General features: G+C 65.7%; 20 protein-coding genes. 8 read left to right on the top strand and 12 right to left on the bottom strand.

What is annotated here, in order from left to right:
• The first annotated feature begins 42 nt into the window (after nucleotides 1-42).
• Nucleotides 43-1,062, top strand: a complete 1,020-nt coding sequence (locus tag ACQP0C_RS25345) for a cupin domain-containing protein (protein WP_433723753.1) — start codon at nucleotides 43-45, stop codon at nucleotides 1,060-1,062.
• Nucleotides 1,063-1,096: 34 nt separating this feature from the next.
• Here ACQP0C_RS25345 and ACQP0C_RS25340 read toward each other — a convergent pair whose 3' ends face one another.
• Nucleotides 1,097-1,867 carry a tyrosine-protein phosphatase gene (locus ACQP0C_RS25340; RefSeq protein WP_433723751.1) on the bottom strand — a complete coding sequence of 257 codons (771 nt, stop codon included), beginning with the start codon at nucleotides 1,865-1,867 and terminating at the stop codon, nucleotides 1,097-1,099.
• Nucleotides 1,868-1,871: 4 nt separating this feature from the next.
• Nucleotides 1,872-4,106: a pyruvate, phosphate dikinase gene (locus ACQP0C_RS25335; RefSeq protein WP_433723749.1), complete on the bottom strand. Its 2,235-nt coding sequence runs from the start codon at nucleotides 4,104-4,106 to the stop codon at nucleotides 1,872-1,874.
• A gap of 373 nt (nucleotides 4,107-4,479) precedes the next feature.
• Here ACQP0C_RS25335 and ACQP0C_RS25330 point away from each other — a divergent pair, with 373 nt between their 5' ends.
• From ACQP0C_RS25330 to coaE, 4 genes are all read left to right on the top strand, one after another.
• Nucleotides 4,480-5,106 (top strand): hypothetical protein, encoded by a 627-nt coding sequence (locus ACQP0C_RS25330; RefSeq protein WP_433723747.1) that lies wholly within the window; start codon nucleotides 4,480-4,482, stop codon nucleotides 5,104-5,106.
• Between the two features lie 82 nt (nucleotides 5,107-5,188).
• The gene (locus ACQP0C_RS25325) at nucleotides 5,189-6,076 is read left to right on the top strand and encodes a hypothetical protein (RefSeq protein WP_433723745.1); all 888 of its coding nucleotides are present in this window, start codon (nucleotides 5,189-5,191) and stop codon (nucleotides 6,074-6,076) included.
• Nucleotides 6,069-6,368: a nucleoside triphosphate pyrophosphohydrolase family protein gene (locus ACQP0C_RS25320; protein WP_433723743.1), complete on the top strand. Its 300-nt coding sequence runs from the start codon at nucleotides 6,069-6,071 to the stop codon at nucleotides 6,366-6,368. Before ACQP0C_RS25325 ends, ACQP0C_RS25320 begins: the two co-directional genes overlap by 8 nt.
• Before the next feature lie 276 nt (nucleotides 6,369-6,644).
• Complete coding sequence (coaE, locus tag ACQP0C_RS25315) at nucleotides 6,645-7,331, top strand: dephospho-CoA kinase (protein WP_433734651.1); 687 nt, start codon at nucleotides 6,645-6,647, stop codon at nucleotides 7,329-7,331.
• 75 nt (nucleotides 7,332-7,406) lie between these two features.
• On the opposite strand, the gene ACQP0C_RS25310 is transcribed toward coaE, so the two are convergent.
• Nucleotides 7,407-9,683 carry an ATP-binding cassette domain-containing protein gene (locus ACQP0C_RS25310; RefSeq protein ID WP_433723741.1) on the bottom strand — a complete coding sequence of 759 codons (2,277 nt, stop codon included), beginning with the start codon at nucleotides 9,681-9,683 and terminating at the stop codon, nucleotides 7,407-7,409.
• Nucleotides 9,684-9,746: 63 nt separating this feature from the next.
• On the opposite strand from ACQP0C_RS25310, the gene ACQP0C_RS25305 reads away from it, so the two are divergent.
• The gene (locus ACQP0C_RS25305; protein WP_433723739.1) at nucleotides 9,747-10,715 is read left to right on the top strand and encodes a helix-turn-helix transcriptional regulator; all 969 of its coding nucleotides are present in this window, start codon (nucleotides 9,747-9,749) and stop codon (nucleotides 10,713-10,715) included.
• 3 nt (nucleotides 10,716-10,718) lie between these two features.
• Here the strand turns inward: ACQP0C_RS25305 and ACQP0C_RS25300 are convergent, their stop codons facing one another.
• Together ACQP0C_RS25300 and ACQP0C_RS25295 are read right to left on the bottom strand one after the other, a co-directional pair.
• A complete protein-coding gene (locus ACQP0C_RS25300; protein WP_433723737.1) occupies nucleotides 10,719-11,627 on the bottom strand; it encodes a hypothetical protein in 909 nt (302 codons plus the stop codon).
• Nucleotides 11,624-12,004 (bottom strand): hypothetical protein, encoded by a 381-nt coding sequence (locus tag ACQP0C_RS25295; protein ID WP_433723735.1) that lies wholly within the window; start codon nucleotides 12,002-12,004, stop codon nucleotides 11,624-11,626. Before ACQP0C_RS25295 ends, ACQP0C_RS25300 begins: the two co-directional genes overlap by 4 nt.
• 66 nt (nucleotides 12,005-12,070) lie before the next feature.
• Here ACQP0C_RS25295 and ACQP0C_RS25290 point away from each other — a divergent pair, with 66 nt between their 5' ends.
• On the top strand, nucleotides 12,071-17,221 hold the full coding sequence (locus ACQP0C_RS25290) for a CHAT domain-containing protein (RefSeq protein WP_433723733.1): 5,151 nt from the start codon (nucleotides 12,071-12,073) through the stop codon (nucleotides 17,219-17,221).
• Nucleotides 17,222-17,980: 759 nt separating this feature from the next.
• Here ACQP0C_RS25290 and ACQP0C_RS25285 read toward each other — a convergent pair.
• Genes ACQP0C_RS25285 through ACQP0C_RS25255 form a run of 7 tightly spaced genes read right to left on the bottom strand, consistent with a single transcriptional unit; the run spans nucleotide 17,981 to nucleotide 23,808 of the window.
• A complete protein-coding gene (locus ACQP0C_RS25285; protein WP_433723731.1) occupies nucleotides 17,981-18,568 on the bottom strand; it encodes a Dabb family protein in 588 nt (195 codons plus the stop codon).
• Entirely contained in the window at nucleotides 18,565-18,894 is a 330-nt protein-coding gene (locus ACQP0C_RS25280; protein WP_433723729.1) for a hypothetical protein, read from the bottom strand. The genes ACQP0C_RS25285 and ACQP0C_RS25280 overlap by 4 nt, the downstream gene beginning before the upstream one ends.
• On the bottom strand, nucleotides 18,891-19,805 hold the full coding sequence (locus ACQP0C_RS25275; protein ID WP_433723727.1) for a TIGR03619 family F420-dependent LLM class oxidoreductase: 915 nt from the start codon (nucleotides 19,803-19,805) through the stop codon (nucleotides 18,891-18,893). Before ACQP0C_RS25275 ends, ACQP0C_RS25280 begins: the two co-directional genes overlap by 4 nt.
• Before the next feature lie 7 nt (nucleotides 19,806-19,812).
• The gene (locus tag ACQP0C_RS25270; RefSeq protein WP_433723725.1) at nucleotides 19,813-20,628 is read right to left on the bottom strand and encodes an SDR family NAD(P)-dependent oxidoreductase; all 816 of its coding nucleotides are present in this window, start codon (nucleotides 20,626-20,628) and stop codon (nucleotides 19,813-19,815) included.
• Nucleotides 20,629-20,643: 15 nt separating this feature from the next.
• Nucleotides 20,644-21,375: a glucose 1-dehydrogenase gene (locus ACQP0C_RS25265; RefSeq protein ID WP_433723723.1), complete on the bottom strand. Its 732-nt coding sequence runs from the start codon at nucleotides 21,373-21,375 to the stop codon at nucleotides 20,644-20,646.
• A 10-nt stretch (nucleotides 21,376-21,385) separates the two neighbouring features.
• Nucleotides 21,386-23,056, bottom strand: a complete 1,671-nt coding sequence (gene kstD, locus ACQP0C_RS25260) for a 3-oxosteroid 1-dehydrogenase (RefSeq protein ID WP_433723721.1) — start codon at nucleotides 23,054-23,056, stop codon at nucleotides 21,386-21,388.
• Nucleotides 23,057-23,070: 14 nt separating this feature from the next.
• On the bottom strand, nucleotides 23,071-23,808 hold the full coding sequence (locus ACQP0C_RS25255) for a glucose 1-dehydrogenase (RefSeq protein WP_433723719.1): 738 nt from the start codon (nucleotides 23,806-23,808) through the stop codon (nucleotides 23,071-23,073).
• Between the two features lie 170 nt (nucleotides 23,809-23,978).
• Here ACQP0C_RS25255 and ACQP0C_RS25250 point away from each other — a divergent pair, with 170 nt between their 5' ends.
• Complete coding sequence (locus ACQP0C_RS25250) at nucleotides 23,979-25,106, top strand: LLM class flavin-dependent oxidoreductase (RefSeq protein WP_433678629.1); 1,128 nt, start codon at nucleotides 23,979-23,981, stop codon at nucleotides 25,104-25,106.
• Nucleotides 25,107-25,108: the final 2 nt, after the last annotated feature.

Genomic DNA, 25,108 nt, shown 5'->3' with positions numbered 1-25,108 from the left:
GCTCACGGTTGTCGACACTAATCAGAGGAATGGGTAGCGACCATGACCGTTCCGCCGGGATATTTTGCTGATCGTCCAGCGGCACAAGCCAATTCGCTCCGATCGCCGCAAGAGTCCGCCGGTCTGCCAGCTCTCGAGGACGCCGCGATCAGCCTCTCCGCAGACAGTCAGCCGGACGACTTGCTCTCGGAGCTGCTCCAGAGCGTGCGTCTGAGCGGAGAACGGATCGCTGCGTACGGTCCGCTGCGGACTTTCTCGATCGGCTTCGCCGATGTCGGCAGCCTGTACATCATCGAAGAGGGCGAGCTCGAGCTTCGTATCGACGGGGACTCGCATGTCGAGCACATAAGCAGCGGCGATGTCGTCCTGCTCCCGCGCGGCGACCCCCACCACCTCAGCAACGCAAGCAAGCGCACGCAAGCGATCGTGCGTGCAAGCGCGGCAGAGAACGACGCAACCGAACCCGCGCGCTGGCTCTGCGGAACATTCACGATCGGCGACCCGCAGGCCAGCCATCTGCTCGGGAGCCTGCCGGCCGTGATCATCCTCGGCGGCGCCCGCGCCCCAGCGCCCGAAGGGCTCGAAGTCGCCCGCAGGATGCTCGTCATCGAGATGCAATCGCCCTCTCAAGGATCAGCGGTCATGATCGCCCGCATCCTCGATCTGATCTTCATCCAGATTCTGCGCGCCTGGGCCGCCGGCAAGGACGCCGAACCGAACTGGCTGGCCGGTGCATTCGACCCGCAGATCGGTCTGACCTTGAGCGCAATCCACCGAGACCCCGGCCACGACTGGACAGTCGAGGAGCTGGCCCGAGCATGCAACCTTTCCCGGTCGGCGTTCGCCGCGCGGTTCGCCGCTCGCGTTGGGAAGCCACCAGCCACCTATCTCGCGCACGTACGCCTGGATGCCGCCACCGGCCTGCTCCGCGACACCTCCCTTTCGGTCACGCTCATCGCGGAGAGAGTCGGCTACACGTCGGAGGCGGCATTCAGCCGCGCGTTCAAGAACCGCTACGGCACGCCACCGGCTCGCTGGCGACGAGACATACGAGATCGCTGATCACCGCTGCCGGCACTACCGTGAACGGCCGGGACTAGTCGGCGTCCACGAGCACCTTGCGGAGCTGGGCCAGTTCGGCACCGGAAAGGCCATGTGCGCACAGCCATTCGCCCGCGCCACCCTGGGTGGTGTGCAATTCGTCGAGGAAGCGCATGATCACATCGGGATCGACCGCGAGTATGCCGGTACGCACCGGTGGCAGTCCGTGATACGACGGCAGGGCGTCGAGGCGTTGCCGAATGCGTTCCAGCCGTTCGCCGGTGAGCGCGTAATCGGCGGCGATCACCTCGGCGGGCACACCCACCGCGTCCAGCACCATGGCCGCCAGCACGCCGGTGCGATCTTTACCTGCGGCGCAATGGAAGACGACCGAATGGCGCTCGGAATCGGCGATGATGCGTGCTGCCGTAACGATGGATTCGCCACTGCCGGAGAGGAGTTCGCGGTATAGGGCGACGAGATCGTAGTGTCTGCCGTCCGGAACGAGTTCGGCGGGCGTCGCGGCGACCGCGCTCGCCTTGTGCACCGGGAGATTGACCATGCGCACGGCCGCATTGCCGGTCAGCCTGCCGTAGCCCTCGCGCAGCACCTCGTCCGGGTTGCGTAGGTCGATCAGGGTGCGCAGGCCGACCGGGCCGATGAGTCTGCCGAGGTCGTCCTCGGTGAGATGCTGGGGTGTGCTCGCGCGGTAGACGACGCCGAATCGGGTTGTGCCGCCGCCGATTACCGGAAGGCCGCCGAGGTCGCGGACATTGTCGATTTCGGCGAAATCCACCCAGCGCTGCTGGACATTATCGGTGAACATGGCGCTAGTGGGCCCGGCCCGCGGCGGCTTCATCGGCGCGGCTCAGGCCGCACAGCCCGATGAGGTCTTCGTGCAGTTCGAACCACACCGTGTGATAACTGTCCATGATCGGCCGGGCGACCCAGCTGTGGTCGCCACCGTTCATGCGCTCGACGGCGCGGTTCAGCCGATCGGTGTAGGGCCTCAGGCGGGGCGCGATGGTGCCGATGCGTTCGACCAGCGGTGCGACGCGGTGGTGCAGCGTGGTGAGCCGCGCCAGAATTGCTGTGTCATAGGCGTTGTCGGAGTGATCGTTCACCGTACTCGGGTCCGTCATCTGCCACGCCGTGATAACTTCCTTCAGCTCGGCATTGAACTCGCAGAATTCATCGTAGGCCGCGGCGATGACGCTTCGGTCGATATTGGCGCGCTCGTGTTCCAAGAGTAAAGTCAGTTGTTCGCGGCCGTGCGGGGTCAGGCGCACGCCGACCGGTGTGCTGGCACATAGCCCCCGCGTTACGAAATCGCTACTGCGGGAGTCGACTTCGGCCTCAGCGATATCGAGGCTCGTCGCGACGGCGTTCGGTTGCACGCGACCCTTGATGCCGATCAAACGGAGGATCGCGAGCTCGGACAACTCGGGCTTCGCCTGGATAGCACTGTGGGCATTGGTATCCGAAGCGGTCGTCGATACTTCGGTATCGGAATGCCCTGCTGTCGCCGGGGATTCGATCCGATCGCGGTCGGCCAGGAAATCGGGTAGGTCGGCGGAATCGACCCGCGCCCACTGTGCGAGGCGATCGACGTCCTCGAGCACCGAGGCCTCCACCGCCTTTCCGGCCACCTGCCCCGGCCAGACCGTGCCCGCTCCGCCGTCGACGGTGACGAGGCGACCGGCCAGCGCCTCGACAACCCCTGGGCCGCAACCCACGACACACGGGCGGCCGAGTTCCCGGCTCACCAGTGCGGCATGCGAAGTGGCGCCGCCGAGTTCGGTGACGATGGCCTGTGCTGCGATCATGCCGTGCAGATCGTCGGGGCTGGTTGTCGGGCGCGCCAAGATCACGTGCTCGCCTGCGGCGGAACGTGTTTCGGCTTCATCCGGATCGGTGACCACCACACCGGCGGCGAGGCCGGGGCAGGCGGATTCACCGTGGGCGAGCGGGGTCAGTCCGGTGTTGTCGCCGGATGCGGGGCGCAGGACCGTCCGCAGTTGGCCGGCGCTGACCCGGCGCAATGCCTCGTTCGCATCGATGAGGCCCTCGTCCACCATCCCGACGGCGGCGCGAACCGCCGCGCGCGCGGAACGTTTCGCCGGCCGCGACTGCAACAACCACAACCGGCCGGACTCGACCGTGAATTCGATGTCCTGAATATCGCGGCCGTCGCGCTCGAGGAGTTCGGCGGCGGCGAGCAATTCCCGGTGCACCTCGGGCAGCGTCGCCGCGAGGTCGTCCAGCGGACGCGGGGTGGTGCGTCCGGACACGACATCCTCGCCCTGGCCGCCTATCAGCCATTCGCCAAAGACCGGGCGTTCACCGGTATTCGGGTTCCGACTGAACAGCACGCCGGTCCCCGAGTTCGCGTCCAGATTGCCGAACACCATGGCCTGCACCGTGACCGCCGTGCCGAGCGTGTCGGAAACACCCTGGGTGCGCCGATAGGTCTTGGCGCGCGCGGAATCCCACGACCGGAACACCGCGGTAACGGCACCGCGCAACTGCTCCCACGGATCCTCGGGCACAATGCCATTCGCGTCGCCGAGCACGATTTCCCGGTACTGGGTGCTAAACCTGCGCCGAGTATCGCTGGCATACACCGGATTTCGGGTCTCATCGGTCAGTGCCCGCTCGACCGCGTCGGTCATCCCCAGATTCAGGACGGTATCCATCATTCCGGGCATGCTCACCGCGGCCCCGGAACGCACCGAGACCAGCAGGGGCCACTGCTCGGAACCGAACCGCCGCCCCGTCCCACGTTCCAGCGCGGCGATGCCCTCCCGCACCCCGGCCCAGATCTGCGCACTGAGCACCCCGCCGTTGGCTCCGAATTCCGCCCAGGCCTCGGTGGTCAGCACGAATGCCGGCGGCACCGGCAGTCCCAGCCCCCGCATGTGATCGACGCTCCACGCCTTCCCGCCGATCCGCTCCCGCGACAGTCCACACGTCCCATCGAGCTCGACAACGGATGCGTGGCGATCGGAATCGAGCCCTCCGAAGACCGCCTCCGGTCGCTGCACCGACTCCACTCCGATCGTCATGTCACTCCTCACGTTGTCGACAGCCACCACCCAGCAGGTGACAAGGGCAGATCACCGGTTCGCCAGACCGAAATCCGGCCGTCCGATCGCCCCGAGCGAATACCGCCCCGTTCTCACACGCCGCAGGGCAGCGCAATCCCAGCCTGCCGCCGTGCAACGCTCCGGCGTACCGGACGTCCCGGTCAGCAGGATGTGCCGCGGCGATCGCGGCTCCAGTACCGCGCAGACATACCACCCGCCGGAATGGACGCCGCCCCCGGAATGGGAACGCCGTGACCGGAAACGCGCGGTCGAGATTCGCGAATGCTTACTCGATATCGCCGCAGACTCCGCGCTCCTCATGGCGAGTAGGTGTGGACGATAGGATATCGAGGTGACGGGAAGATTTATCGCCTTTATCGGGCTGCCCGGTGCGGGTAAGAGTACAGTGTGCGCTTCGCTCGCGACCCTGGTCGGTGGCGTGGCACTGCAAGAACCGCAGGATTGGCCGCCTGCGGTGACCGATCCGAGCACCGTGAATGGCTTCACGGCGTTGAACTGGTTCCGAGCCATGCGAGTTCCGATGTATTACCGGGCGATGCGCGAGCGCGAGCAGGGTCGGATCGCTGTGCTCGATACCTACTACGACAAGATCGGTCACCAGCTTCTCGGCGCAGCAGGGATGGATTGGTTTCTCGCACCGAGTGACCCTTACTTCGATATATATCAAGAAATAGCCAGACGCGACTGGGAAATGCTGCCGAACCCTGATGTGATCATTCTGTTCGAGTTGCGTGAACCGGTCTGGCGACATTTTCTGGCTAGTCGGGGAAGGTCATTCGACGACGAGTGGGGCGTGTCGGATAGATTTCTCATACAGCACCATTTCGTTGATGCTGCGGAGTTGCTGAGCGACACGTTCGACATTCCTCTGCTTCGCTTCACTCAGGAAATCTCCAGTCCCGATATCGCCGCTGCCAGGCTGCTTTCCGAATTGCGTGCAACCGGTCTCTTGGATTGAATCCATTCCATTGACACTCGGTCGCTCGGCTGTTACCGTATTTCGGATTGCTCAGATTTGGTTTCGAGTGGAGGGGTCGACGATGGCGATTCATGAGAGCGCGATCGACGCGTCGGTTAATTTCATCTCACCGGGCCGCCCGTCCGGAATGATCGAGGCGCGATATGTCCGGCGCCAATCGGATTATTTTATCGTTTACGTCTCCTCGCAAACGGGATGTCGGAAAGCGTGCCGGATGTGCCACTTGACCCAGACCGGGCAGGTTCGTGCCGATGAGTTGAGCGTCGACGAAATCGTCGGCCAGGCAACGGAAGTGCTCTCCTGGTATGACGATCACGCCGCTCCGGCCGAGACGGTGCACTTCAATTTCATGGCTCGGGGCGAGCCGTTCGCCAATCCTCATATTTTGCAGAACGGCGCGGAACTCGTCGGTCGCCTCAGTATGGAAGCGGTTCGTCGAGAACTTGTTCCCCGAGTGAAATTCTCGTCGATCTTTCCGGATGAACTCGCCTCGGTACGGAGCTTGGCCAGACTCTTCGGTGGCTACGCGCCAGATGTCTACTACTCGATCTATTCGGTCGATCCACGTTTCCGGCGCCGTTGGCTACCCAAAGCGATGGATCCCGAGCGTGCTCTCGATATGTTGCGAGATTATCAGCTCGAGACCCGCAAGATACCTGTTCTACATTTCGCTTTCATCGCCGGTGAGAACGATTCCGAAGAGAGCGTGCACAATATTTGCGCAATGGTCAACAGCAAGCAGCTGCGCGTCGATGTCAATATCGTTCGATACAATCCGCACTCGTCGCGGGTCGGTCGGGAACCCGCCGAGGAAATACTGCGACGCAACGGTGCCATCATGGAAAAGGCGCTGCCCGGCAGTCGAGTGAAGATAATCCCGCGCGTCGGCTTCGACGTGAAGGCATCCTGCGGAATGTTCGTCACGAAGTCCGATATCGACAATGTTTGACGCCTACCAGCTCGAAGTGCGGCGGACGGCAATCGGCGGTCTCTCGACGCGAGATGACATGTTGCTCGGTGCCATCGGACTCTGCGGAGAAGCGGGTGAGGTTGCCGAGCTGGTCAAGAAGCATGTATTCCATGGTGGCCAGCTCGACCGAACGTCGCTGATCTCGGAAATGGGAGACGTTCTTTGGTACCTGGCACACCTGGCCAATGCTCTCGACATCTCCCTCGACGATGTCGCGGCCGGAAACGTGGAGAAGCTGCGACGCAGGTACCCGGAAGGGTTCCCGCGGTAAGTGTGAATCTGCTGCCATTAGCATGAGTGCGTGCTGCGGATTTGTGTCATAGGAAAAATTGGTGCCGATAGAAGCGCGGTTATACGTCGGCTTGTCGAGCACGGCGCCATCGAAGTCGGCGAGGACGAAATCCGCAACCCGGCGGTGCCCGCCGACACCGTCCTCGTCCATGACGCGTCACGAATCGCGGAGGACGCGGCCTGCGCATATCACCTGGTGGTTTACGTCGCTGCCGCCAGCGGCGGGCACATGGACAACGACTGCGCTCATAGCGTGATGGCCGACGTCGTGTTGACCAATGCGGGGCACCGCGAAAAGCTGCTGACCGAGGTCGATGCACTGTGGGCCGAGCGGATTGCCCACTACGCGTGGAACATTCGCTCGCGCCGGATGGCTCTCTACGGCCCGCCGCGTCTCGTCGCACCCGACCCGACCTGGCCCGAGCAGGCCGAAAGGTTGGCCGCGCGAATCCGATACGCCACGGGTGCGCGGGTCGACCACATCGGCTCCACATCGATTCCCGGCCTCCCCGCCAAGGATGTCATCGACCTCCAGGTGAGTGTTGCCAGCCTGGACGACGCCGAGTCCATGGCACCGGTCCTCATCGACGTCGGCCTCGTCTTCCACCCCGGGATCGACAGCAACCATCCACACGGAGCAGTCAGCGATCCCGAACAGTGGCGAAAGCACTACTACAAGTCCGCCGACCCGGGGCGACCGGCCAACGTGCACATCCGGCCGTACGGCACCGCCGGGTGGCGATTCGCGCTGCTGTTCCGCGACTGGCTGCGAGCCGACGCGCAGATTCGCGCGGAGTATCTGACGGTCAAACGGGACCTCGCACACCGGTTCGGTGCGGATGCCGATACGGCTCGATACGGCCTGGCCAAAGACCCATGGTTTGCCACGGCCTTCGCGCGCATGGAGGAATGGGCCCGAGCCACCGGATGGCGTGAGCTCTGATCAAACCCGCGAGCATGTGCTGACAGGATCATCACGGCAAACCTGGACGCATCGGCGCGCCGATCGGGTCCACGATCAATGCGGGACGCTTCGCCGCAGGTAGTCGGCGGTGATGGAGCGGTGCTCGAGCAGTGCCGTGGGAGTTCCGGTGAAGACGATTTCGCCGCCGTGCTTACCGCCGTCGGGCCCCAGATCGATGACCCAGTCGGCCCGTTTGACCACCTCCAGATCGTGTTCGATGACGATCACCGTATTGCCCGCGTCGACAAGTCGGTCCAGCAGCGCGAGCAGCGTGTCGACATCGGCCATATGCAAACCGGTCGTCGGCTCGTCGAGTACGTAGATGCCGCCCCTGCGGTGCAGGTGGTCGGCGAGTTTGATGCGCTGGCGCTCACCGCCGGACAGTGAACTCAGCGAGCGTCCCAGCGTCAGGTAGCCGAGGCCGACCTCGTTCAGTGCGCGCAGCGGCGTGCGAATCCTGCTGCCCGCGTTGCCGTTCCAGAAGTCGAGCGCCTGCTCGGCCGTCATATTCAAGATATCGGCGATGGATGCGCCGCCAATCGTGTAGCCGAGCACTTCATGGCGGTAGCGACGGCCATGGCAACTCTGGCAGACGCTGGTGATCGGATCCATATACGCCAGATCCGTGAAAATAATCCCAGCGCCGCCGCATTCGCCGCACGCGCCCTCGGAGTTGAAGCTGAACAAGCCGGGCTTGACGCCGTATTCCTTGGCGAACAGTTGCCGTATCGGGTCCATGATGCCGATGTAGGTGGCCGGACTCGAGCGCCGCGAGGCGGCAATGGCCGACTGGTCGATCGCGATGGACTGCGGATAGGCGGTGACGAATGCGCCGGATACCAAGGTGCTCTTGCCCGAACCCGCCACCCCGGTGACCGCGGTGAGCACGCCGGTGGGGAATCGCGCGGTGAGGTTCTTGAGGTTGTGGAAGTCGGCGTCGGTGACGGTGAGCCAGCCGGTCGGGGTTCGGTTGGCGCGCTTGATCGGCCGGACGAGACGCAGCCGCTCACCCGTCAGTGTGCCCGAGGTGCGCAGCTTTTCGACCGTGCCCTCGAAGACGATCTGACCGCCGTGTCCGCCCGCGCCCGGCCCCATATCCACGATATGGTCCGCGATGGCGATGACATCGGGGGAGTGCTCGACCACCAGTACCGTATTCCCCTTGTCCCGCAATTGGATCAGCAGCTGGTTCAGCCGACCGATATCGCGCGGGTGCATGCCTACGCTGGGTTCGTCGAAGATGTAGGTCATTCCGGTGAGACTGGACCCGAGATGCCGAACGACCTTGAGTCGCTGCGCTTCACCGCCCGATAGCGTGGACGTCTCGCGGTCGAGCGAGAGATAGCCGAGGCCCACCTCCTCGATCCGCCGCAACCGGGCAATGGCGGCCTCGGCGATCGGTGCGGCGGGCGTCTGTGCGAGTGCGCCCAGCACCTCGATCAGGTCGGACACCTCGAGGCGGCCGTACTCGGCAATGCCGAGACCGTTGATCCGGCTCGCCGATGCGGCGGAGTTCAGTCGTGCGCCACCGCATTCCGGGCAGATCTCCTCGCTGACCACCGCGGTCGCCGCTGCGCGATTCTTCTCGCTCAACGCGCCGAGGTCGCGTTTGATATAGAGCCGGTCGAAACGTTCCAGCAGTCCCTCGTAGGCATTGCTGCCCATCGAACCGGTCCTATTGAGCCGCGGCACCCGGAACCCGGTGCCGTGCAGGAACAGCTGCCACTGCTCGGTGCTGAAATCACGTAACGGCATGTCCGGATCGAAGAGTCCGGATTCCGCATAGAGCTGCCACTGAAAAGTGCCCACCGCGAACGGCGCGAAGGTGATGGCGCCCGCATTGAGCGACTTGTCGGTATCGATCAGCTTGTCCAGCGCCGGCCGCACGACATGTCCGAGCCCGCCGCACTCCGGGCACATGCCCAATGGGTCATTGAACGAATAGTGGGTCGCCGCACCGGCACTCGGCTCGCTGTAGCGCGAGAACAGCACCCGGATGATCGACTGGATATCGGTCATCGTGCCGACGGTGGAGCGGGAGTTGCCGCCGATCGGCTTCTGGTCGACCACCACGGCGGGCGCGAGATTGTCGATCATATCGGCCTCGGGCCGCTCGTATTTGGGCAGCCGGTTGCGGATGAACCAGGTGAAGGTCTCATTGAGCTGGCGCTGCGATTCGACGGCGACGGTGCCGAAGACCACCGACGATTTGCCCGATCCGGATACGCCGGTGAAGACGACGATCTTGCCTTTGGGGATGGCCAGGGAGACGTTGCGCAGGTTGTTGGCACGGGCCCCGATGATCTGGATGGTGTCTCGGTCTGCGTTCACGATCGCCACGGTAGAGCGGAATGAGGTCAGTATCGGTCCTCATTTCGGGTGATACTGAGAGCTGTGACCGAAACCGCCGCCCGCCTGCTGCAACTGCTGTCCTTACTGCAGACTCGTCGCGAATGGACCGGGCCGGAACTGGCCGAACGCCTCGGCGTGACCGTGCGGACGGTGCGCCGCGATATCGAGCGGCTACGCGAGCTGGAGTATCCGGTGCATGCGAGCCTCGGTTCGATCGGCGGCTACCGCCTGGGGGCGGGGACCGCGCTGCCGCCGCTGCTGCTCGACGACGACGAGGCGGTCGCGATCACGCTCGGACTGCGCAATGCCGCACTCGGCGCGGTCGAGGGCATCGACGAGTCATCGGCACGCGCGCTGGTCAAACTCCAGCAGGTGCTGCCCGCCCGGCTGCGCCGCCGCGTCGAGGCGGTGCGATTCGCGACACTGTCGCTCGGTGGAGCTGCTGCCGGACCGCTCGTCGACCCCGAAACCCTGGTCGTGCTGGCCGCCGCCTGTCGCGACGGCGAACGCGTTCGCTTCCACTACCGCGATAAGGGCGATACCGAAACCCGCCGACTGGCCGAACCGCACAACCTCGTCTCGGCGGGCCGCCGCTGGTACCTCGTCGCCTGGGATATCGACCGCGCCGACTGGCGCACCTTCCGAGTCGACCGCATCGAATCCGCGCAACCGATCGGAATCCGCAGTACGCCAAGGAAATTACCTACCGAGGACGCCGCCGCCTTCGTCACCGAATCGCTCGCGAAATCCCGCCCGATACGCCGAGTCGTCTTTGTCGTGCGCGCCCCGGCCCCGGAACTGATCGAAAGCTTCCGCGTCCGCCCCGAGGAAATCGAGCCGATCGACGCCGACACCTGCCTACTGCGCACCACCGCCGACTCATTGGCATGGACCGCCCTCCGAATCGCGCATCTGGGCCTGGAATTCGAGGTCAGGGAACCACCGGAGATGGCGGATATGCTCCGCGACCTCGGCCGCAAACTCCTGCGCGCGGCGGGTGCACAAGGGTAGGAATCACGCTGGCGGATTGAGTGTTTCGTCTTTGCGGAGCAGTTTCGTCATTTCCTCGCCGAGCGCGGGTGTCAATCTGTCCGGGCAGTTGAGGCCGAGTTTGCGGGCGAGTTCGGCACCGTACAGATCGACGGCCGCCTCCGCGAGGTCGGCCAGTGTCGCGGTGGCCGAACGGGCCTGCAACCAGGCCGCGGTCGCGGCGGCGGTGGCGATGACAACGGCGGGCCACCACCACACGCCGACCACGAGATAGAGGGTGGCCCAGCCGAATAGGCGAGCGGCACCGGTATAGGAGTCGTGCGCGGCGCTCAGTTCGGTTCTGGCGTCATCGGGCAGGGTGAACCACAGTCGCGCCCAGACCGCCGACAGGTCGATTCGGTATCGGGCCGAGACCCGAATATCCAAGCCGCGCAGCCGATCTCCGATCCACGTCGGCCGATCCGCCGGAACCGGACTGATCTTGCGGCAGGCATTCGTGGCCGCGGCCAGATCGGGTGCGTGCGCCGACACCGCGCCGTCCGACAACGCGGCCCGAGCCGCAGCAGCGACCTTCTCATGGGCCGTGTTCCAGCGCTTACGGCGCGCGTTGGTCAGCCATCGCGCGGGCAGCCGCTGACCAGGAATGATCCACAGCCGCTCGACGAGTCGTCCGATCCAGCTCGCCGCGAGGCCCGTCGCGGCCGCGAATCCGAGTATGCCCGCCGTGACGGCGACGATACGTGTGGTTTGACTGCCCGTGGACTTGACGAATTCGTCGACCCAGGTGCTCAGCCGATACGGATCCAGAGCATGACGGTGGCCCAGCCGCGCGGCGATGGCGACGGTCGCCACCCACAGCAGACCCGGCAATACCAGCAGCGTGACCGAGCGTTCGGCGAGTTTCTTGCCCAACTCGCCGAGAAACGCGGTCACGAGTGCACTTCGGCGTCGCCCAGGGCAGTGCCGACCAGCGCGCAGGTCGACGCATTGGCCGTGCCGGATACCAGGACCACTCGCGCGCAGCGCTGCGGGGCGGGACACACCTTGGCCCGCATCGACGGATGCCCGCTGACGCCGGGCATGGCGGAATAGTGACGCGAGCCGGTGGTCACGTGGTCGATGCCGTGCTGGGCAAAGAGTTGGTCCAGCGCGTTCAGCTCGGATTCCAGTGCGGTATGGGCGATTCCGGTGCGTACCGCCTGCGCGATCCGGTCCAGTAGTGGGGTCGCGGCGATCGTGGCCGCGGTCGCCACGAAGCTTGCATCCGCGAGCAGTTCGCACACCCGGTCGATCCGTTGGGCCATACGCATTTCCGGCCTCCGCTCAATTTTCCACACGGGTCGAGCTGATTGTGCGATGGTAACCGGAACGCGACAATGGGTGGGCAGCTCGAGCATATGGGGGCGCGGATGGCCGCGAGCGACGATCTCGACGATGCCGTGGTGCGGCTGAATCTTTCCCGCGAAATCTATGGTCGGTTCGTCGACACCGGAGATCTGTTCCTACTGCGGGTTTCGGTACAGGCGGGTGCGGACGCCGTCGCCGCCACGCCGCCCGACCACTTCGCGCGGGCGGCGATCCTGGCCAACCATGCCAAGCAATTGCTCCAATTACACGCGCACACCGATGATTTCGACCTTCTCGAAGCGGCCATCGCCCGATTGCGCGAGGCGCTGGCGGCCACCGAAGCCGATGATCCGGACCGATCCCAATTGCGTTCGGGGCTCGCACAGGGACTGCGGTGGTGGTTCGACGAGAAGCGGGATCCGGCGGCGCTGTGGGAGGCGACGGAGCTGTTCCGCGACCAGGTCGCCGATACACCGGTCGGAAGTCGGTATCGGCTGACGCGGCTGAACGACCTCGCCAACGCGCTGTACGAGACCTACGCGCTCACCGATGAACTCGGTCCGCTCCTGGAATCCATTGCGGTGCGCCGCTCGGCCGTGGACGCGACCGAGCGCACCGACGATGCGCACGCGGCGCTGCACACCCGCGGCGATCTGGGCGGTCAGCTGACCATGCTGTACGAAAGAACCAGGGACCCAGAGGTATTGCGTGAGGCGGTGGCTATCGGGCGCGCGGTGGTCGCCGACGCGCCGAAGGACCATCCGGATATCGATGCGCTGCGGTCCAATCTGGCCTACGCGCTGCGGTTGCTGTTCGAGTTGACCAGGGAATACGAATTCGTCGAGGAGGCGACGAATCTGTTTCGAGACGAGGCCGACGCCATCGAGCGGTCCGGCGGCGGCACGACCCGAGCCGATATCGAAAGGCAGGTGCGTGCCTTCTTCGATGCGTCCGATGACCTGTCCGAAGGTGCCAAAATTGTTGCGGCACTGCGTGATACCCTCGCCGCGCTGCCGCCGTACGGACCCCCGAAGTACGAGTATCGGATTCCGCTCGCCATCGCGCTGCAGTGCTGGTACGAGCGGACCGGTGAGGTGTCGGCGCTGCGTGAAGCGGTCGAGATATTTCGAGACGAACTCGCGGAATCCGATCGCGCCGATCCGGCCTGGGCTACCTGTCTCGCCGATCTGGGCTCCGCGCTGACCTCCCTCTACGAGCACACCGGCGATGTGGAGGCGCTCGACGAGGCGGTCGCGCGGCATCGGGAAGCGGTTGAGGTCACCGCGCCCGGACATCGCGGCCGACCCGGTCTGGAGACGGTGCTCGCGATCGCCTTGCGTTATCAGTTCGACTGTCGCGGGGATATCGGTCTGCTGGAGGAGGCGATCGCGCTGATGCGCGGCGTGGTCGCCGCACAGCCTTCGGGTGATCCGGGTCGGGCAGCCGGTCTGAACAATCTCGCATTGACGCTGCGGGCCTTGTTCGGTCGGTCAGCAGAGACTGCAGTCCTAGCGGAAGTCGTGGCCCTCCTTCGCGATGCAGTCGCGCTCGCCACGCCGGACAACCACGGCGATTACGACTGGCACCTCGGGAACGCGCTGGTTGACTGGTATGGCCGTACCGGTGACATCTCGGCCTTGCACGAGGGTGTCACGATGCTGCGCGCCGCGATGCTTCGGATTCCGGCGCACTATCCGCGCCGGGCCGAGCGATGGAACGATCTCGGAAGTGCGCTGCGCGCCTACTACGAGCACACCCAGGACATCGGTGTGCTCGACGAGGCGCTCGCGGCAGGCCGCGCGTCCGTAGCCGCCACCCGGGGCGAGCACCCCAACTGGGCCACCCACCAGATCAACCTCGGCAACACGCTGCACACCGTGTACGAGCGAACCAGGGACACCGTCGTCCTGGACGAGGCGATCCAACGGCAGCGGGCAGCGATCGAGGCGGTATCGGACGATCATCTGCTGCGTGCGCGATTCCTGACCAATCTCGCCGGGGTCCTGCTCGAATCGTTTCGGCGGACCGACGATATCGGGGTCCTCGATGAGGTTGTGGCAGTGCACCGCACCGCGGCCGCCGCGACGGTGCGTGATCCGCAGTCGCACACCGCCGCTCTGGCCGGTCTCGTGACCGCGCTGCACGCGCGCTTCGAAAGGACCGGTGCGGTTTCCGCACTGCAGGAAGCGGTGGAGGTCGGCCGCTCTGTGGTCGCCGCGACGCCGCCGGACCATCGGTACCGGGCGCCGCGGGTATCGGGTCTCGCGAGTGCGCTGTGTGCGTTGTTCGAGCGCACCGGAGATCGACCCGCGCTCGATTCGGCGATCGCTTTGCATCGGGACGCGCTCGAGGTCTGGCCGACCGGCGACCGCCGTCGGATCCATGCCCTGAACAGTCTCGCCATCGCCCTGCAGACGCAGTGCGAGTGGTTCGGTGACGACGCCGCGCTCGATGCGGCGATCGGTCTGTATCGCGAAGCGGTCGAGGTGAATTCACCCGATCCCGAATTCGCGCTCATCGCGCGCGCGAACCTCGGGTCGGCGCTGCGGTTCCAGTTCGAGCGGACCGGAAATGTAGTGGCCCTGCGCGAAGCAGTCGAGCTGAGTCGGTCCGTGGTGGCGGCGACGCCGCCGGACGATCCGAGCCGCCCGCGCTGGCAGACCAGTCTCGCGAGCGCGTTGCTGTCGGTCTTCGAGCGCACCGGTGCGGTCGAGGCGCTGCACGAGTCGATTCGAGTCGGTCGGGAGGCGGTCGATGGCTTCTCGGCCGACCATCCCGATCGGGTCCGCGCGTGGACGTACTTGGCGAACGCGTTGCGCTGGGTGTTCCAGCGCTTCGGCGACCTCACGGCCCTCGACGAGGCGATCGCGTTGCAGCGCGCCGCACTGGCCGCCACCCCCGCCGACCATCCGGCCCGGGCGACCTATTCGGCGAATATCGCGCTGGCACTGCGATTGCAGTCCGTGCGTACGGGAGATTCCACGCTGCTGGGCGAGGCAGTGCAGGCGGCTCGTGCCGCGCTCGATGCAACACCGCCGGGACATCACGACCGTACGCTGCGCACAGCGGGTCTCGCCAATGCGCTGTACCTGGTGTTCGACCGCACCGGGGAGCCAGCGGTGTTGCGCGAGGTGATCACATTGCGGCGCGCCGTCCTTGCCGCGACCCCGGATGGCCACCCGGATCGGGCGTTGTTCCTGATGAATCTGGGGTACACATTGCACGCACTGTTCGAACGGATCGGTGATGTGGGGGTGCTCGACGATGCGGTCGCCGCCCATCGCGATGCGGTCGCCGCGACGCCGCCCGACGATCCCGACCTGGCGGCGCGCAAGGCCAATCTCGGTGCGGTGTTGAGTACTCGGTACCGGCGGACCAAGGAGCGGCAGACGCTCGAGGAGATCGTCGAACTGTGCCGCGCAGCGGTCGATGGAACACCGTCGGATGAGTCGGCGCGCGGCACCTACCTCAACAACCTTGGTAACGCGCTGTATTGGATGTTCGAGCAGACCGGCGAACCGGAGTTCCGCGCTGAGGCGCGCACCGCACTCGAATCGGCCCTCGTGTGGCCGACGGCCCAGGTCCGGCATCGGATCGCCGCAGGTCGCTATCTGGCGAATATCGAGATGGCGGCCGAGGCGCCGACCGCGGCTCTGGCGGCGCTGGAGGCCGTAGTGGAGTTGTTGCCGCAGTTGGCATCTCGGGGGCTGGTCCGTGCAGATCGAGAGCACGGCCTCGGTGAGGTGGCGGGTCTCGCGGCGCAGATCGCCGTCACCGCCGTTGCGGCCGGGCGTCCGGAGCGCGCGGTCGAACTGCTCGAGCAGGCCCGCGGCGTGCTCATCGGCGAGACCATCGACGATCGCACCGCAACCGCCGAATTGCGCACGGTGGCACCGGATCTGGCCGACGAACTGGCGCAGCTGCACGAACGCATCGCGGCATTGGACGCGACCGAGGCGACGCCGAACGAGCGTGCGACGCCGACGGGTGAACAAACCCTGGGCACAGCGGTCGGCAGCCAGCGTCGGGCCTATACCGAGCAGTGGTCGGCGCTGGTCGATCGCATTCGGGCGCGAGCAGGGCTAGCGGAGTTCCTGCGGCCGCCGATCATCGATCGGCTCCGACGACAAGCGGTCGAGGGTCCCGTCGTCATCGTGTACGCCGACGTGGCGCGCGGCGGTGCGCTCATCGTCACCGAGGTCGGCGTGGACCATCTGCTGCTGCCGGGTCTGAGCTCGGACGCTGTCTTCGAACAGGTCATCGCCCTGTCGCACGCATTGCATGCGGTGGAGGGTGATTTCCTCGGTCGCGCTGCGGCGCAGTCCGCCATCCTCACGGTGCTCGACTGGCTGTGGCGCCGAGTCGCCGAGCCGATCCTCGAGCGGCTGGGCATTGCGGACGATTCCGACGACCGCGCCCGCGTATTCTGGTGTCCGGTAGGTGCTTTGGCGTTGCTGCCGATCTTCGCGGCCGGCCTGCACGCCGAGCCCGGACGTAGCGTGCCCGATCGCACGGTGTCCTCCGTCATCACCACCGTGCGGGCCTTGGAACATGCCAGGAACCGCCCATCGGGGGATGGAGCGTCGACCGTCATTATCGCGATGCCCATGACGGATGGCGAGGAGCAGGACGGCGTCGACCGGGAGATCGAGGCGCTGGCCGTGCTCCTGCCGAATCCGCTGATCCTGTACGGCGCCGCCGCGACCCACACCACCGTCGCCGATGCGCTCGCCGACCATTCGATCGCGCATTTCGCCTGTCACGGAGTGTCCGATCTGGCGAACCCGGCCGCGAGCGCGCTGATGCTGTCCGATTTCGGCGAAAAGCCCTTCACCGTCGTCGACTTGGCACGCATGAACCTCGGCGCGGCGGATCTGGCATATCTGTCCGCGTGCAGTACCACCCAGGGCAGCCCGTTCCTGGCCGACGAAGGAGTGCATCTGACGGCCGCGATTCATCTGGCCGGGTACCGGCACGTCATCGGCACACTGTGGCCGATCAATGATGCGGCCGCCGCGGAATTCGCCGCGGATTTCTACACCCGGCTCACCGAGAACGGCACCCGCACACCGAAGGTCGACGACAGCGCGCGAATCCTCACCGAGGCGATTTGTGCGATGCGCAACTGCTATCCAGCGCTACCCACTCGCTGGGCCGGATACCTCCACCAGGGCGCGTGAAGTGCACCGGTGGAGTGCGAAATATGGCAGCGGATAAGCAATTTAGCCGGGTGCGTGCTGTGCCGAAACTTGTACCCGCGTAGCGTTCTTCAGAAGCCACCAGCATCCTGCATGAAGCCTGGCTTGTGCGAAGAGCCTGCCGATATTGACCGATTTGTGGCACACGACCACTACCACGAAATCATCACGGCCATCGGCTCGGATGAAAATGTGGGTCATGCATTGGACGGTGTGCGTCCATCGACGGGAATTATCCGAATGCGGTGATGACGCTGAGTGCGATCAGCGATGTAGTGTGGGAAAGCCCTGCGCGGCAGGGGGATTCGTGGTGACAACCGTGACGGCGCGCGGCGTTTCGACCAGCGGGCTCGGCGTACCATATAGCGCGGCGACAATGGCGGCCAGCACGAATAAGCCGCCGAGAGCGAGCGCGATCTGCACCCATGAGGGAAAGATTCCCCGCATGGACCTGGGCCGGAACTGCGATGGCTGCCCGAATCGAGCCGGGCGAGGTTGCTGCCGATATTTCACAAGGTGGTTCCTTGAACTAGTTGAAATACAACCTGATTCGCGGTGGAACGGCGACTCGCTCCGAGCTGGAGTCCTCGCGTGGGAGATATCCTGACAGTCCAGCAGTTTTAGAGCAACCACTTCCGGCAAATTGCCTGGGTCGGTCCGTCAAGCCTGGTTCACCGGAGACAAAATTCCGACCGGTCCTTAAAGTCCTTGTGCGGCAGGAGATCCGCGCAAGGTATGGCGTCAGCGCAGTATCGGTTCGTCGGCCCAGCGGAACAGATGAGCGATCGCGGGTTCGACTATGGCGCTGGGGATTTCGGAGTCGAACCAGCGGTCGACATGGGTCCAGTGGTAGGGGTGCAGCAGGTATTCGCCGTTGAGGCCGTCGGGGTCGGTGAATTCTTGTTCCCACACATGCGTCCACGGCGTCGCGGGTTGCCGCGCGGTGTCGACGCGGCTGAGCGCCCAGGAGCGGATGGCGGTGATATGTGCGGGCATGGCGGTCAGATCCGCCTCGAATCGCGCGCGGATATCGTCGGGCGTGCCGGGGCGAACGCGCAGCAAGAGGGTTCGCTTGATGCGCCTTCCGGCAAGCGGGACCTGCTGTGCGGCAACCGGAATCAACGGCACCGCATCGGCCGAGGCCGAAAGGTCGGGCAGGACCGCCGACGGCGGGGCGGTGGTGGTCAGATCCCACGTCATGCCGAGGCCGCCGACGGTGCCGGGGAGATCGGGGCCCGCCGAGCAGGCCACGACCTCACGGCCAGCACGGGCGGCGGCAACGGCGGGCGCGAAGTCGGTGGTCGGTGTGCGAATCACCCAGCGGGTCATGGTGTCGCGTCCTCCGCATGTGCTTCGGCCTGCAGTGCGCGCCGGTCCCTGCTGATGGCGATGGCGTCGGTGTCGGCCCAGAAGCGGGCGACATCGGGGTCGGCGGCGGCCGCCCCGCGCATGCCGTAAAAGGCGTAGGGGTCGCGTAGTTCCCACAGGATATCGATGGTCACCGCATCCGGCGCCGGATGTGATCGCCACAGGTGCACCGAACGCATCCCGCGTTCGCGCGCACCGGGTAGATATTCGGTGCGCCAACGCCGAATCCAGGAATTCACCTCGGTGGTCGGCAGCACCACATGGTCGAGGATGTGCACGAGGTTCACAGCTTGGCCACGACCTCTTCGCGATACCGGTCCACGGTGTCGTGCAGACCGTCGAGTCCGCGCGGACCGAGTAGCGAATCCGGGCCGAACACTGGCGGATTGAGTACTAGCCGAGTAGCTCCGGCGCGAACATAGGGACGCACGAAGTCCGGATCGAATTCCCGAGTGGGATCGCAGGAACCCGGCCACACCGTGAGTTCTACTGCATCCTCGCCCCGCCCTGCAGTCACCGCCGTGTCTCGCAACCGGTCCGCCGCGGCGGCGAAATCAGCGGGCCCGATGGTGTACGGGAACCAGCCGTCGGCCAGCAGTCCGGCGCGCCGCACGGCCGGAGCGCTATGCCCGCCCAGCACGATCGGGACGGCGCCACTGTCCGGTCGCGGCACACAGCTCAGCCGATCGAATGCGGTGTGGCTGCCGTGGAAGCTCGCCGGTGCGTCCGCCCAGAGCGCCCGCATCGCGCCGATGCAGTCCTCCAGTCGCGCGCCGCGCGCCTGGAACGGCGCGCCGACCGCCGCGTATTCCTCCTTCTGCCAACCGATTCCGAGGCCGAGCAGCAGGCGGCCGCCGGAATGGCGGTCGATGGTGGCGGCGCGCTTGGCCAGTACCACCGGGCTGTGCAGCGGAGCGACCACCATGGCGGTGCCGAAGCGGAGGGTGCTCGACGCCCCGGCCATGAAGGCGATCGTCTCCAGCGGATCGGTCATCGGGACGGCCGATTCCGGACCCGGCATGCGGCCGTCCTCGGAGTACGGATACAGCGGCTCGTAGTCCTCGGCCACCACAACGTGTTCGACGGTCCAGACCGATTCGACGCCGCACTCTTCGAGTGCCGCGGCGAACTCGCGCAGGAAGGTGCCGGAGGTGGCGAGACCGTCGACGTAGGGCACCAGCATTCCGATTCGGGTCATGGCCTCACTAGACTTCCTTCTTCATCTGCGCGGTCAGGATGCGCTGGTAGCCGGAGCCGAAAATCCGTGGCAGCAAATCGATGATGCGGGCGTCGGCGCCGATGAGGATCTTGGCCTTGTCCTTTCGGATGCCGCGCACGATGGTCTTGGCCGCGGATTCGGGTGTCGTTTTGGCCAGTTTGTCGAAGTTGGCGGCCAGGGCGTCGCGGTCGCGGTCGCCGCCCGCGCGGGCCTTCCAGGCGATGTCGGTCTTGATCATGCCGGGATGGACGCTGCTGACGCCGACGGGGTAGCCCGCGATCTTCATCTCCTGGCGCAGTGCATCGGTGAAGCCGCGGATGCCGAATTTGGTCGCGTTATAAGCACCCTGGCTCGGACAGGCAGCGAGTCCGAACATGCTGGAGACATTGGCGATATGGCCGTCACCGGACGCGATGACCTGCGGCAGAAAGGCTTTCGTGCCGTACATGACGCCCCAGAAATTGATGCCGACGATCCACTCGAAGTCTTCCCAGCTCAACTCCTCGACATTGGCGGTCAGCGAGACGCCCGCATTGTTGACTACCAGATTGGCCGGGCCGAAATCGGATCCGACCTCGTCGGCGTGTGCGTAGACGGCGGCGCGGTCGGTGACATCGAGCCGGTAGGCGCGCGCCTTGGCTCCAGCCTGTTCACACAGCGCGGCGGTTTCGCTGACATTGGCCAGGTTTCGCCCGGATAACGCCAATCTGGCGCCTTGGCTGGCCAGCTCCAGTGCGAGCGCGCGGCCGATGCCAGCACCCGCGCCGGTAATGACGACGACCTTGTCCTCAAAGTTCTTCACAGCAGGTGTCCTTGGTTATTTGGTGGTGTAGCCGCCGTCGGCGACGAATTCGGAGCCGGTGCAGAAGCTGGACTCGTCGGAAATGAGGAACAGCACGAGGTTGGCGAGCTCACCCGGCGCCGCGGCACGGGGGAGCGGCTGGTCGTGCACCATCGAGTTGGAGCGGTCGGAGTCGGCGGTCATCTCGGTGGCAACGACACCGGGATGGACCGAATTGACCCGGATTCCGTCGGCGCCGAACTCCTGGGCGGCGGCCTTGGTCATACCGCGCACCGCCCACTTGGACGCGACATAGCCGAGGATATTGCTGAAGGCGATGATGCCGCCGATCGAGGAGATATTGACGATCGAGCCGCCACCGGCCCGGCGCATCGACGCCACCACGGCCTTCATGCCGAGGAAGACCCCGACCTGGTTCACATCGATGACGCGGCGGTAGTCCGCCTCGGCCAACCGCTCGATCGGATCGACGTGCACGATGCCCGCATTGTTGACCAGCCCCCAGACCGGTCCGAAGGTGCGTTCGGCCTCGGCAACCACTGCCGCCCACGCGGATTCGTCGGTGACGTCGAGCGGAACGAACAGCGCGTTGTCCCCGAGTTCGGCGGCCACCGCCTTGCCCTCGTCGGCGAGGACATCCGCGATAACGACCGAGGCACCCTCGGCGGCCAGTCGACGGGCGAATGCGGCGCCCATGCCGCGCGCGCCTCCGGTAATGATGACGGTCTTGCCTGCGACTCTGTCCACGTCATACTCCTCAGGGATGTTCGAGATCGGCGATGTGCTGGGCGGCGATATAGCCGAACACCATGGCGGGACCGATGGTCGCGCCCGCGCCCGCGTAGCTATTGCCCATGACGGCGGCCGAATTATTGCCCGCCGCATAGAGTCCGGGGATCGGCGCACCGTCCGCGCGCAGCACCCGGGAGTGTTCGTCGGTGACCAGACCGCCCTTGGTGCCCAGATCACCGGGCACCATCTCGACCGCGTAGAACGGGCCCTGATCGATCGGCGCGAGGCAGGGGTTCGGAGTGACGGTGGGGTCGCCGTAGTAGCGGTCGTAGGCGGATTCGCCGCGATGGTAGTCCTCGTCGCGCCCGGCGCGCGCGAAGCCGTTGAAGCGCTCGACCGTCGCGGTCAGGGCATCGGCCGGCACGCCGATCTTGGTGGCGAGTTCGGCCAGCGTATCGGCCTTCTTGATGATTCCGGCGTCGAAATACTTCTGCGGGATGGCCTGTTTCGGGAAGGTGCCCAGGAACAGATACCGATCGCGGAAGCGCTGGTCCATGATGAAATGCGCGGGTACATGGCCGACACCGGTGGCGTGCCGCTCGTACATGGTGTGCACCACATCGACGTAGCTGGCCGATTCGTTGGTGAACCGCGCACCCGCGTCATTGACCATGATCGCGCCGGGCTGGGAGCGTTCGGCCAAGCAGAAGAACGGCGGCCCGTCCGGATTACGCACCGAGGGGCCCCACCAGGCGTCATCCATCAGATCCAGTGCGGCGCCCAGCTTTTCACCGGCCAGAATGCCCTCGCCGACATTCTCGGTCGCGCCGACGGTCCAGTCGGTACTGACCGGCTCGGCGAAGAATCGCTCGCGCATCTCCAGGTTGTGCTCGAAACCACCAGCGGCGAGTACAACACCGCGGCGCGCGCGGATAACGATGGGGGTACCGTCGCGCTCGGCACGCACACCGACCACCACGTCGTCATCGGCAATGAGGTCCGTCAGTGGCGTGTTCAGCCAGACCGGCACGCCCGCGTCGCGCAGTGCCAGCCACAGCCGCGCCACCAGGGCCTTGCCGAGACTCAGCGGCTGCCGGCCGCGAATGCGGTTCAGCACGGCCTTCGCGCCCACCTTCAGCGCGGTGCGCTTACCCTTCCAGGTCCGCGCGATCATATTCAGATCGTGGAAGTCGCTGACGGTGAACGCGATGCCCTTCGGGCCCGACATGGTCGGCCGGTTGATCAGCTCCATGTCCTTGCCGAGCAGACGACCGTCGACGATCGCGGGTTCGATGCTGCGGCCCTGCGCGAGTCCGCCGGGCAGTTCCGGGTGGTAATCGGAATAGCCACGGTCGTAGACGAATTGGAGATGGTTCGTGCGCGCGGTGAGATAGGCGAACATCCGTGGCCCGTTGTCCAGGAAGGCATCCTGCTTCTCCTGCGGAACCCGGTCTCCGACAACGGATTTCAGGTAGACCCGGGCCAGGTCGGGACTATCGGGTACGCCCTCGCGCACCAGCACCGGATTGTTCGGAATCCAGACACCGCCGCCGGAGCGGGCGGTGGAACCGCCGAAGCTGCCGCTCTTTTCGATCAGCACCACCGAAAGCCCACGGTAGGCGGCGGTGAGCGCGGCGGTCATACCCGCCGCGCCGGAGCCGACGACCACAACGTCGTAGATGTATTCCTGGGACATCTGGCTCTCCTTCACTAGTAGCCGGCGCCGGTGAGCATGCCGCCGTCGATGACGACCTCGGTTCCGGTGCAATAGCTCGCGGCATCGGAGGCCAAGAAGACCACTGCCTCGGAAACCTCGCCGGACTGTCCCCAGCGCGGAATCGGCAGGCCGGCGAAGAAGCTGTTGCCGTCGACGCCCGAGCCGGCCGCCGCCGTCATCGGGGTTGCGATGCCGCCGGGATGGACGGAGTTGACCCGGATCCCGTCCTTGCCCAGTTCGCGGGCGGCCGATTTGGTGAGTCCGCGAATCGCGAACTTGCTCGCGCTGTAGGCGGACAAGCCCGCCGCGCCGATGAAGCCCTCGACCGAGGAGATATTCACGATGGCGCCGCCGCCGGTCATGGCGGGTGCGGCGGTTTTGATGCCGAGCCAGGTGCCGGTGACGTTCACCGTCATGATGGTGGTGAAGTCGGCCAGGCTCATTTCGGCGATGCGCTGGAAGCGCAGCATGCCCGCATTGTTGACGAGCACATCGAGTCCGCCGAACTCGTCCACCGCGGTCCGCACCGCGGCCGCCCAGTCCGCCGCGCTGGTCACATCGTGGTGCACATAGCGCGCGCCGGTCTCGGCCGCGAGCTGTTCGCCCTGCTCGTCGAGGACATCGCCGAACACCACCCGCGCGCCCTCGGCGACGAAGCGGCGGACGTGTTCGGCGCCCATTCCGCGCGCTCCGCCGGTGATCAGCGCGACCTTGTCATCGAGTCGACCCACTGCAGGTCCGTCCTTTCTGCGGCGTCGGTTCGAACGCCGTGTCGAATTCGACGCTATGGGCGCGAGGGCGAGCCGACCGGAGCCAGTCCCATCTAGCGAGACATGCACCTGACCTCAACGAGAGCATCGGAAATATTTCTACTAGGCATATTGAGAAATGGAGGCCATGCATGAAGTTCTCGATGATCTTCGAGGCGCAGATGACCAACCCGTCGGCCGATCACGAACGGCAGGTCCTGCGCGACTGTGTCGAGCAGGCGGTGTTGGCCGAGGAGATGGGTTTCGACACCGTCTGGGCGGTCGAACACCACGGCCTGAAGTGGTACGCGCATATGAGCGCGCCGGAGATCTTCCTGACCTGGGTGGCCGCGCGCACCGAACGGATCCGCATCGGCCACGGCGTGGTGTGCATGCCCTTCAACTTCAACCACCCGGTGCGCGCGGCTGAGCGCGCGGCCATGCTCGATGTGCTCTCCAACGGGCGGGTGAACCTCGGCGCGGGCCGCGGCGCCACCCCGCAGGAGACCTCCATGTGCGGTGTCGATCCCGACCGTACCTACCAGGAGGTGGAGGAGTCGCTGCGCATCATCGGCAAGGCCTGGCAGGATCCGGAGGGCGAATTCGAATGGCACGGTGAGCTGCTCGATATCGATCCGCATCCGATGCTGCCGCGTCCGGTGCAGCTGCCGCATCCGCCGCTGTTCATGGCGTGCACCAAGAAGGACACCCTGAAGCTGGCCGCCGACTACGGAATCGGTGCGCTGGTATTGGGCTTCGCGGGCGTGGAGGAGATCGCCGAACTGCGCCGCACCTACGATGCGGCCATTGCCGAGCGGACCGGGGAGAGGTTCGTCTCCACCGTGGTCAACGACCACTTCGCGGCGTTGTGCCCGACGATCGTGCTCGACGACCGGGAGAAGGCGCAGCAGATCGGTGCCCGCGGCCAGCGGTTCTTCGCTCAGTCCATCAAGCACTGGTACGGCGCGGGCCCGGTGCCGGACGAGGCCATCGATCCGACCGTGGACGAGCTGGCGCGCATCCGCGAGGCCGCCGATGAGCATGTGGCGTATCTGCACGAGGCGAAGATTCCGGTGAAGGCCGGGGCCACGTCGGTTTTCAATGCCGAACACGCCTACGGCAGTCCCGAGGACGCCATCGCCTACGTCGAGCGGCTGCAGGAAGCCGGTGCCGACGAGATCCTGTGCCTGATCCAGATGGGCACCGTGCCGCAGGAAGCCTGCCTGGAGACGATCCGGCACTGGGGCGAGAAGGTCATCCCGCATTTCCGCAAGAGCTAGTC

The sequence above is a fragment of the Nocardia sp. CA-129566 genome, assembly GCF_050956075.1.
Classification (GTDB): Bacteria; Actinomycetota; Actinomycetes; order Mycobacteriales; family Mycobacteriaceae; genus Nocardia.
Note: the sequence above shows the minus strand (reverse complement) of the source record. Positions and strands in the feature narration are given on the sequence as shown.

What these genes read in the sequence shown, in the direction of transcription:
- ACQP0C_RS25340 (WP_433723751.1), bottom strand. Translation starts at nt 1,867, where the DNA reads ATGTTCACCGATAATGTCCAGCAGCGCTGGGTGGATTTCGCCGAAATC.
- ACQP0C_RS25335 (WP_433723749.1), bottom strand. Translation starts at nt 4,106, where the DNA reads ATGACGATCGGAGTGGAGTCGGTGCAGCGACCGGAGGCGGTCTTCGGA.
- kstD (WP_433723721.1), bottom strand. Translation starts at nt 23,056, where the DNA reads ATGTCCCAGGAATACATCTACGACGTTGTGGTCGTCGGCTCCGGCGCG.
- ACQP0C_RS25275 (WP_433723727.1), bottom strand. Translation starts at nt 19,805, where the DNA reads ATGACCCGAATCGGAATGCTGGTGCCCTACGTCGACGGTCTCGCCACC.
- ACQP0C_RS25345 (WP_433723753.1), top strand. Translation starts at nt 43, where the DNA reads ATGACCGTTCCGCCGGGATATTTTGCTGATCGTCCAGCGGCACAAGCC.
- ACQP0C_RS25320 (WP_433723743.1), top strand. Translation starts at nt 6,069, where the DNA reads ATGTTTGACGCCTACCAGCTCGAAGTGCGGCGGACGGCAATCGGCGGT.
- ACQP0C_RS25285 (WP_433723731.1), bottom strand. Translation starts at nt 18,568, where the DNA reads ATGACCCGCTGGGTGATTCGCACACCGACCACCGACTTCGCGCCCGCC.
- ACQP0C_RS25250 (WP_433678629.1), top strand. Translation starts at nt 23,979, where the DNA reads ATGAAGTTCTCGATGATCTTCGAGGCGCAGATGACCAACCCGTCGGCC.
- ACQP0C_RS25290 (WP_433723733.1), top strand. Translation starts at nt 12,071, where the DNA reads ATGGGTGGGCAGCTCGAGCATATGGGGGCGCGGATGGCCGCGAGCGAC.
- ACQP0C_RS25295 (WP_433723735.1), bottom strand. Translation starts at nt 12,004, where the DNA reads ATGCGTATGGCCCAACGGATCGACCGGGTGTGCGAACTGCTCGCGGAT.
- ACQP0C_RS25325 (WP_433723745.1), top strand. Translation starts at nt 5,189, where the DNA reads ATGGCGATTCATGAGAGCGCGATCGACGCGTCGGTTAATTTCATCTCA.
- coaE (WP_433734651.1), top strand. Translation starts at nt 6,645, where the DNA reads ATGGCCGACGTCGTGTTGACCAATGCGGGGCACCGCGAAAAGCTGCTG.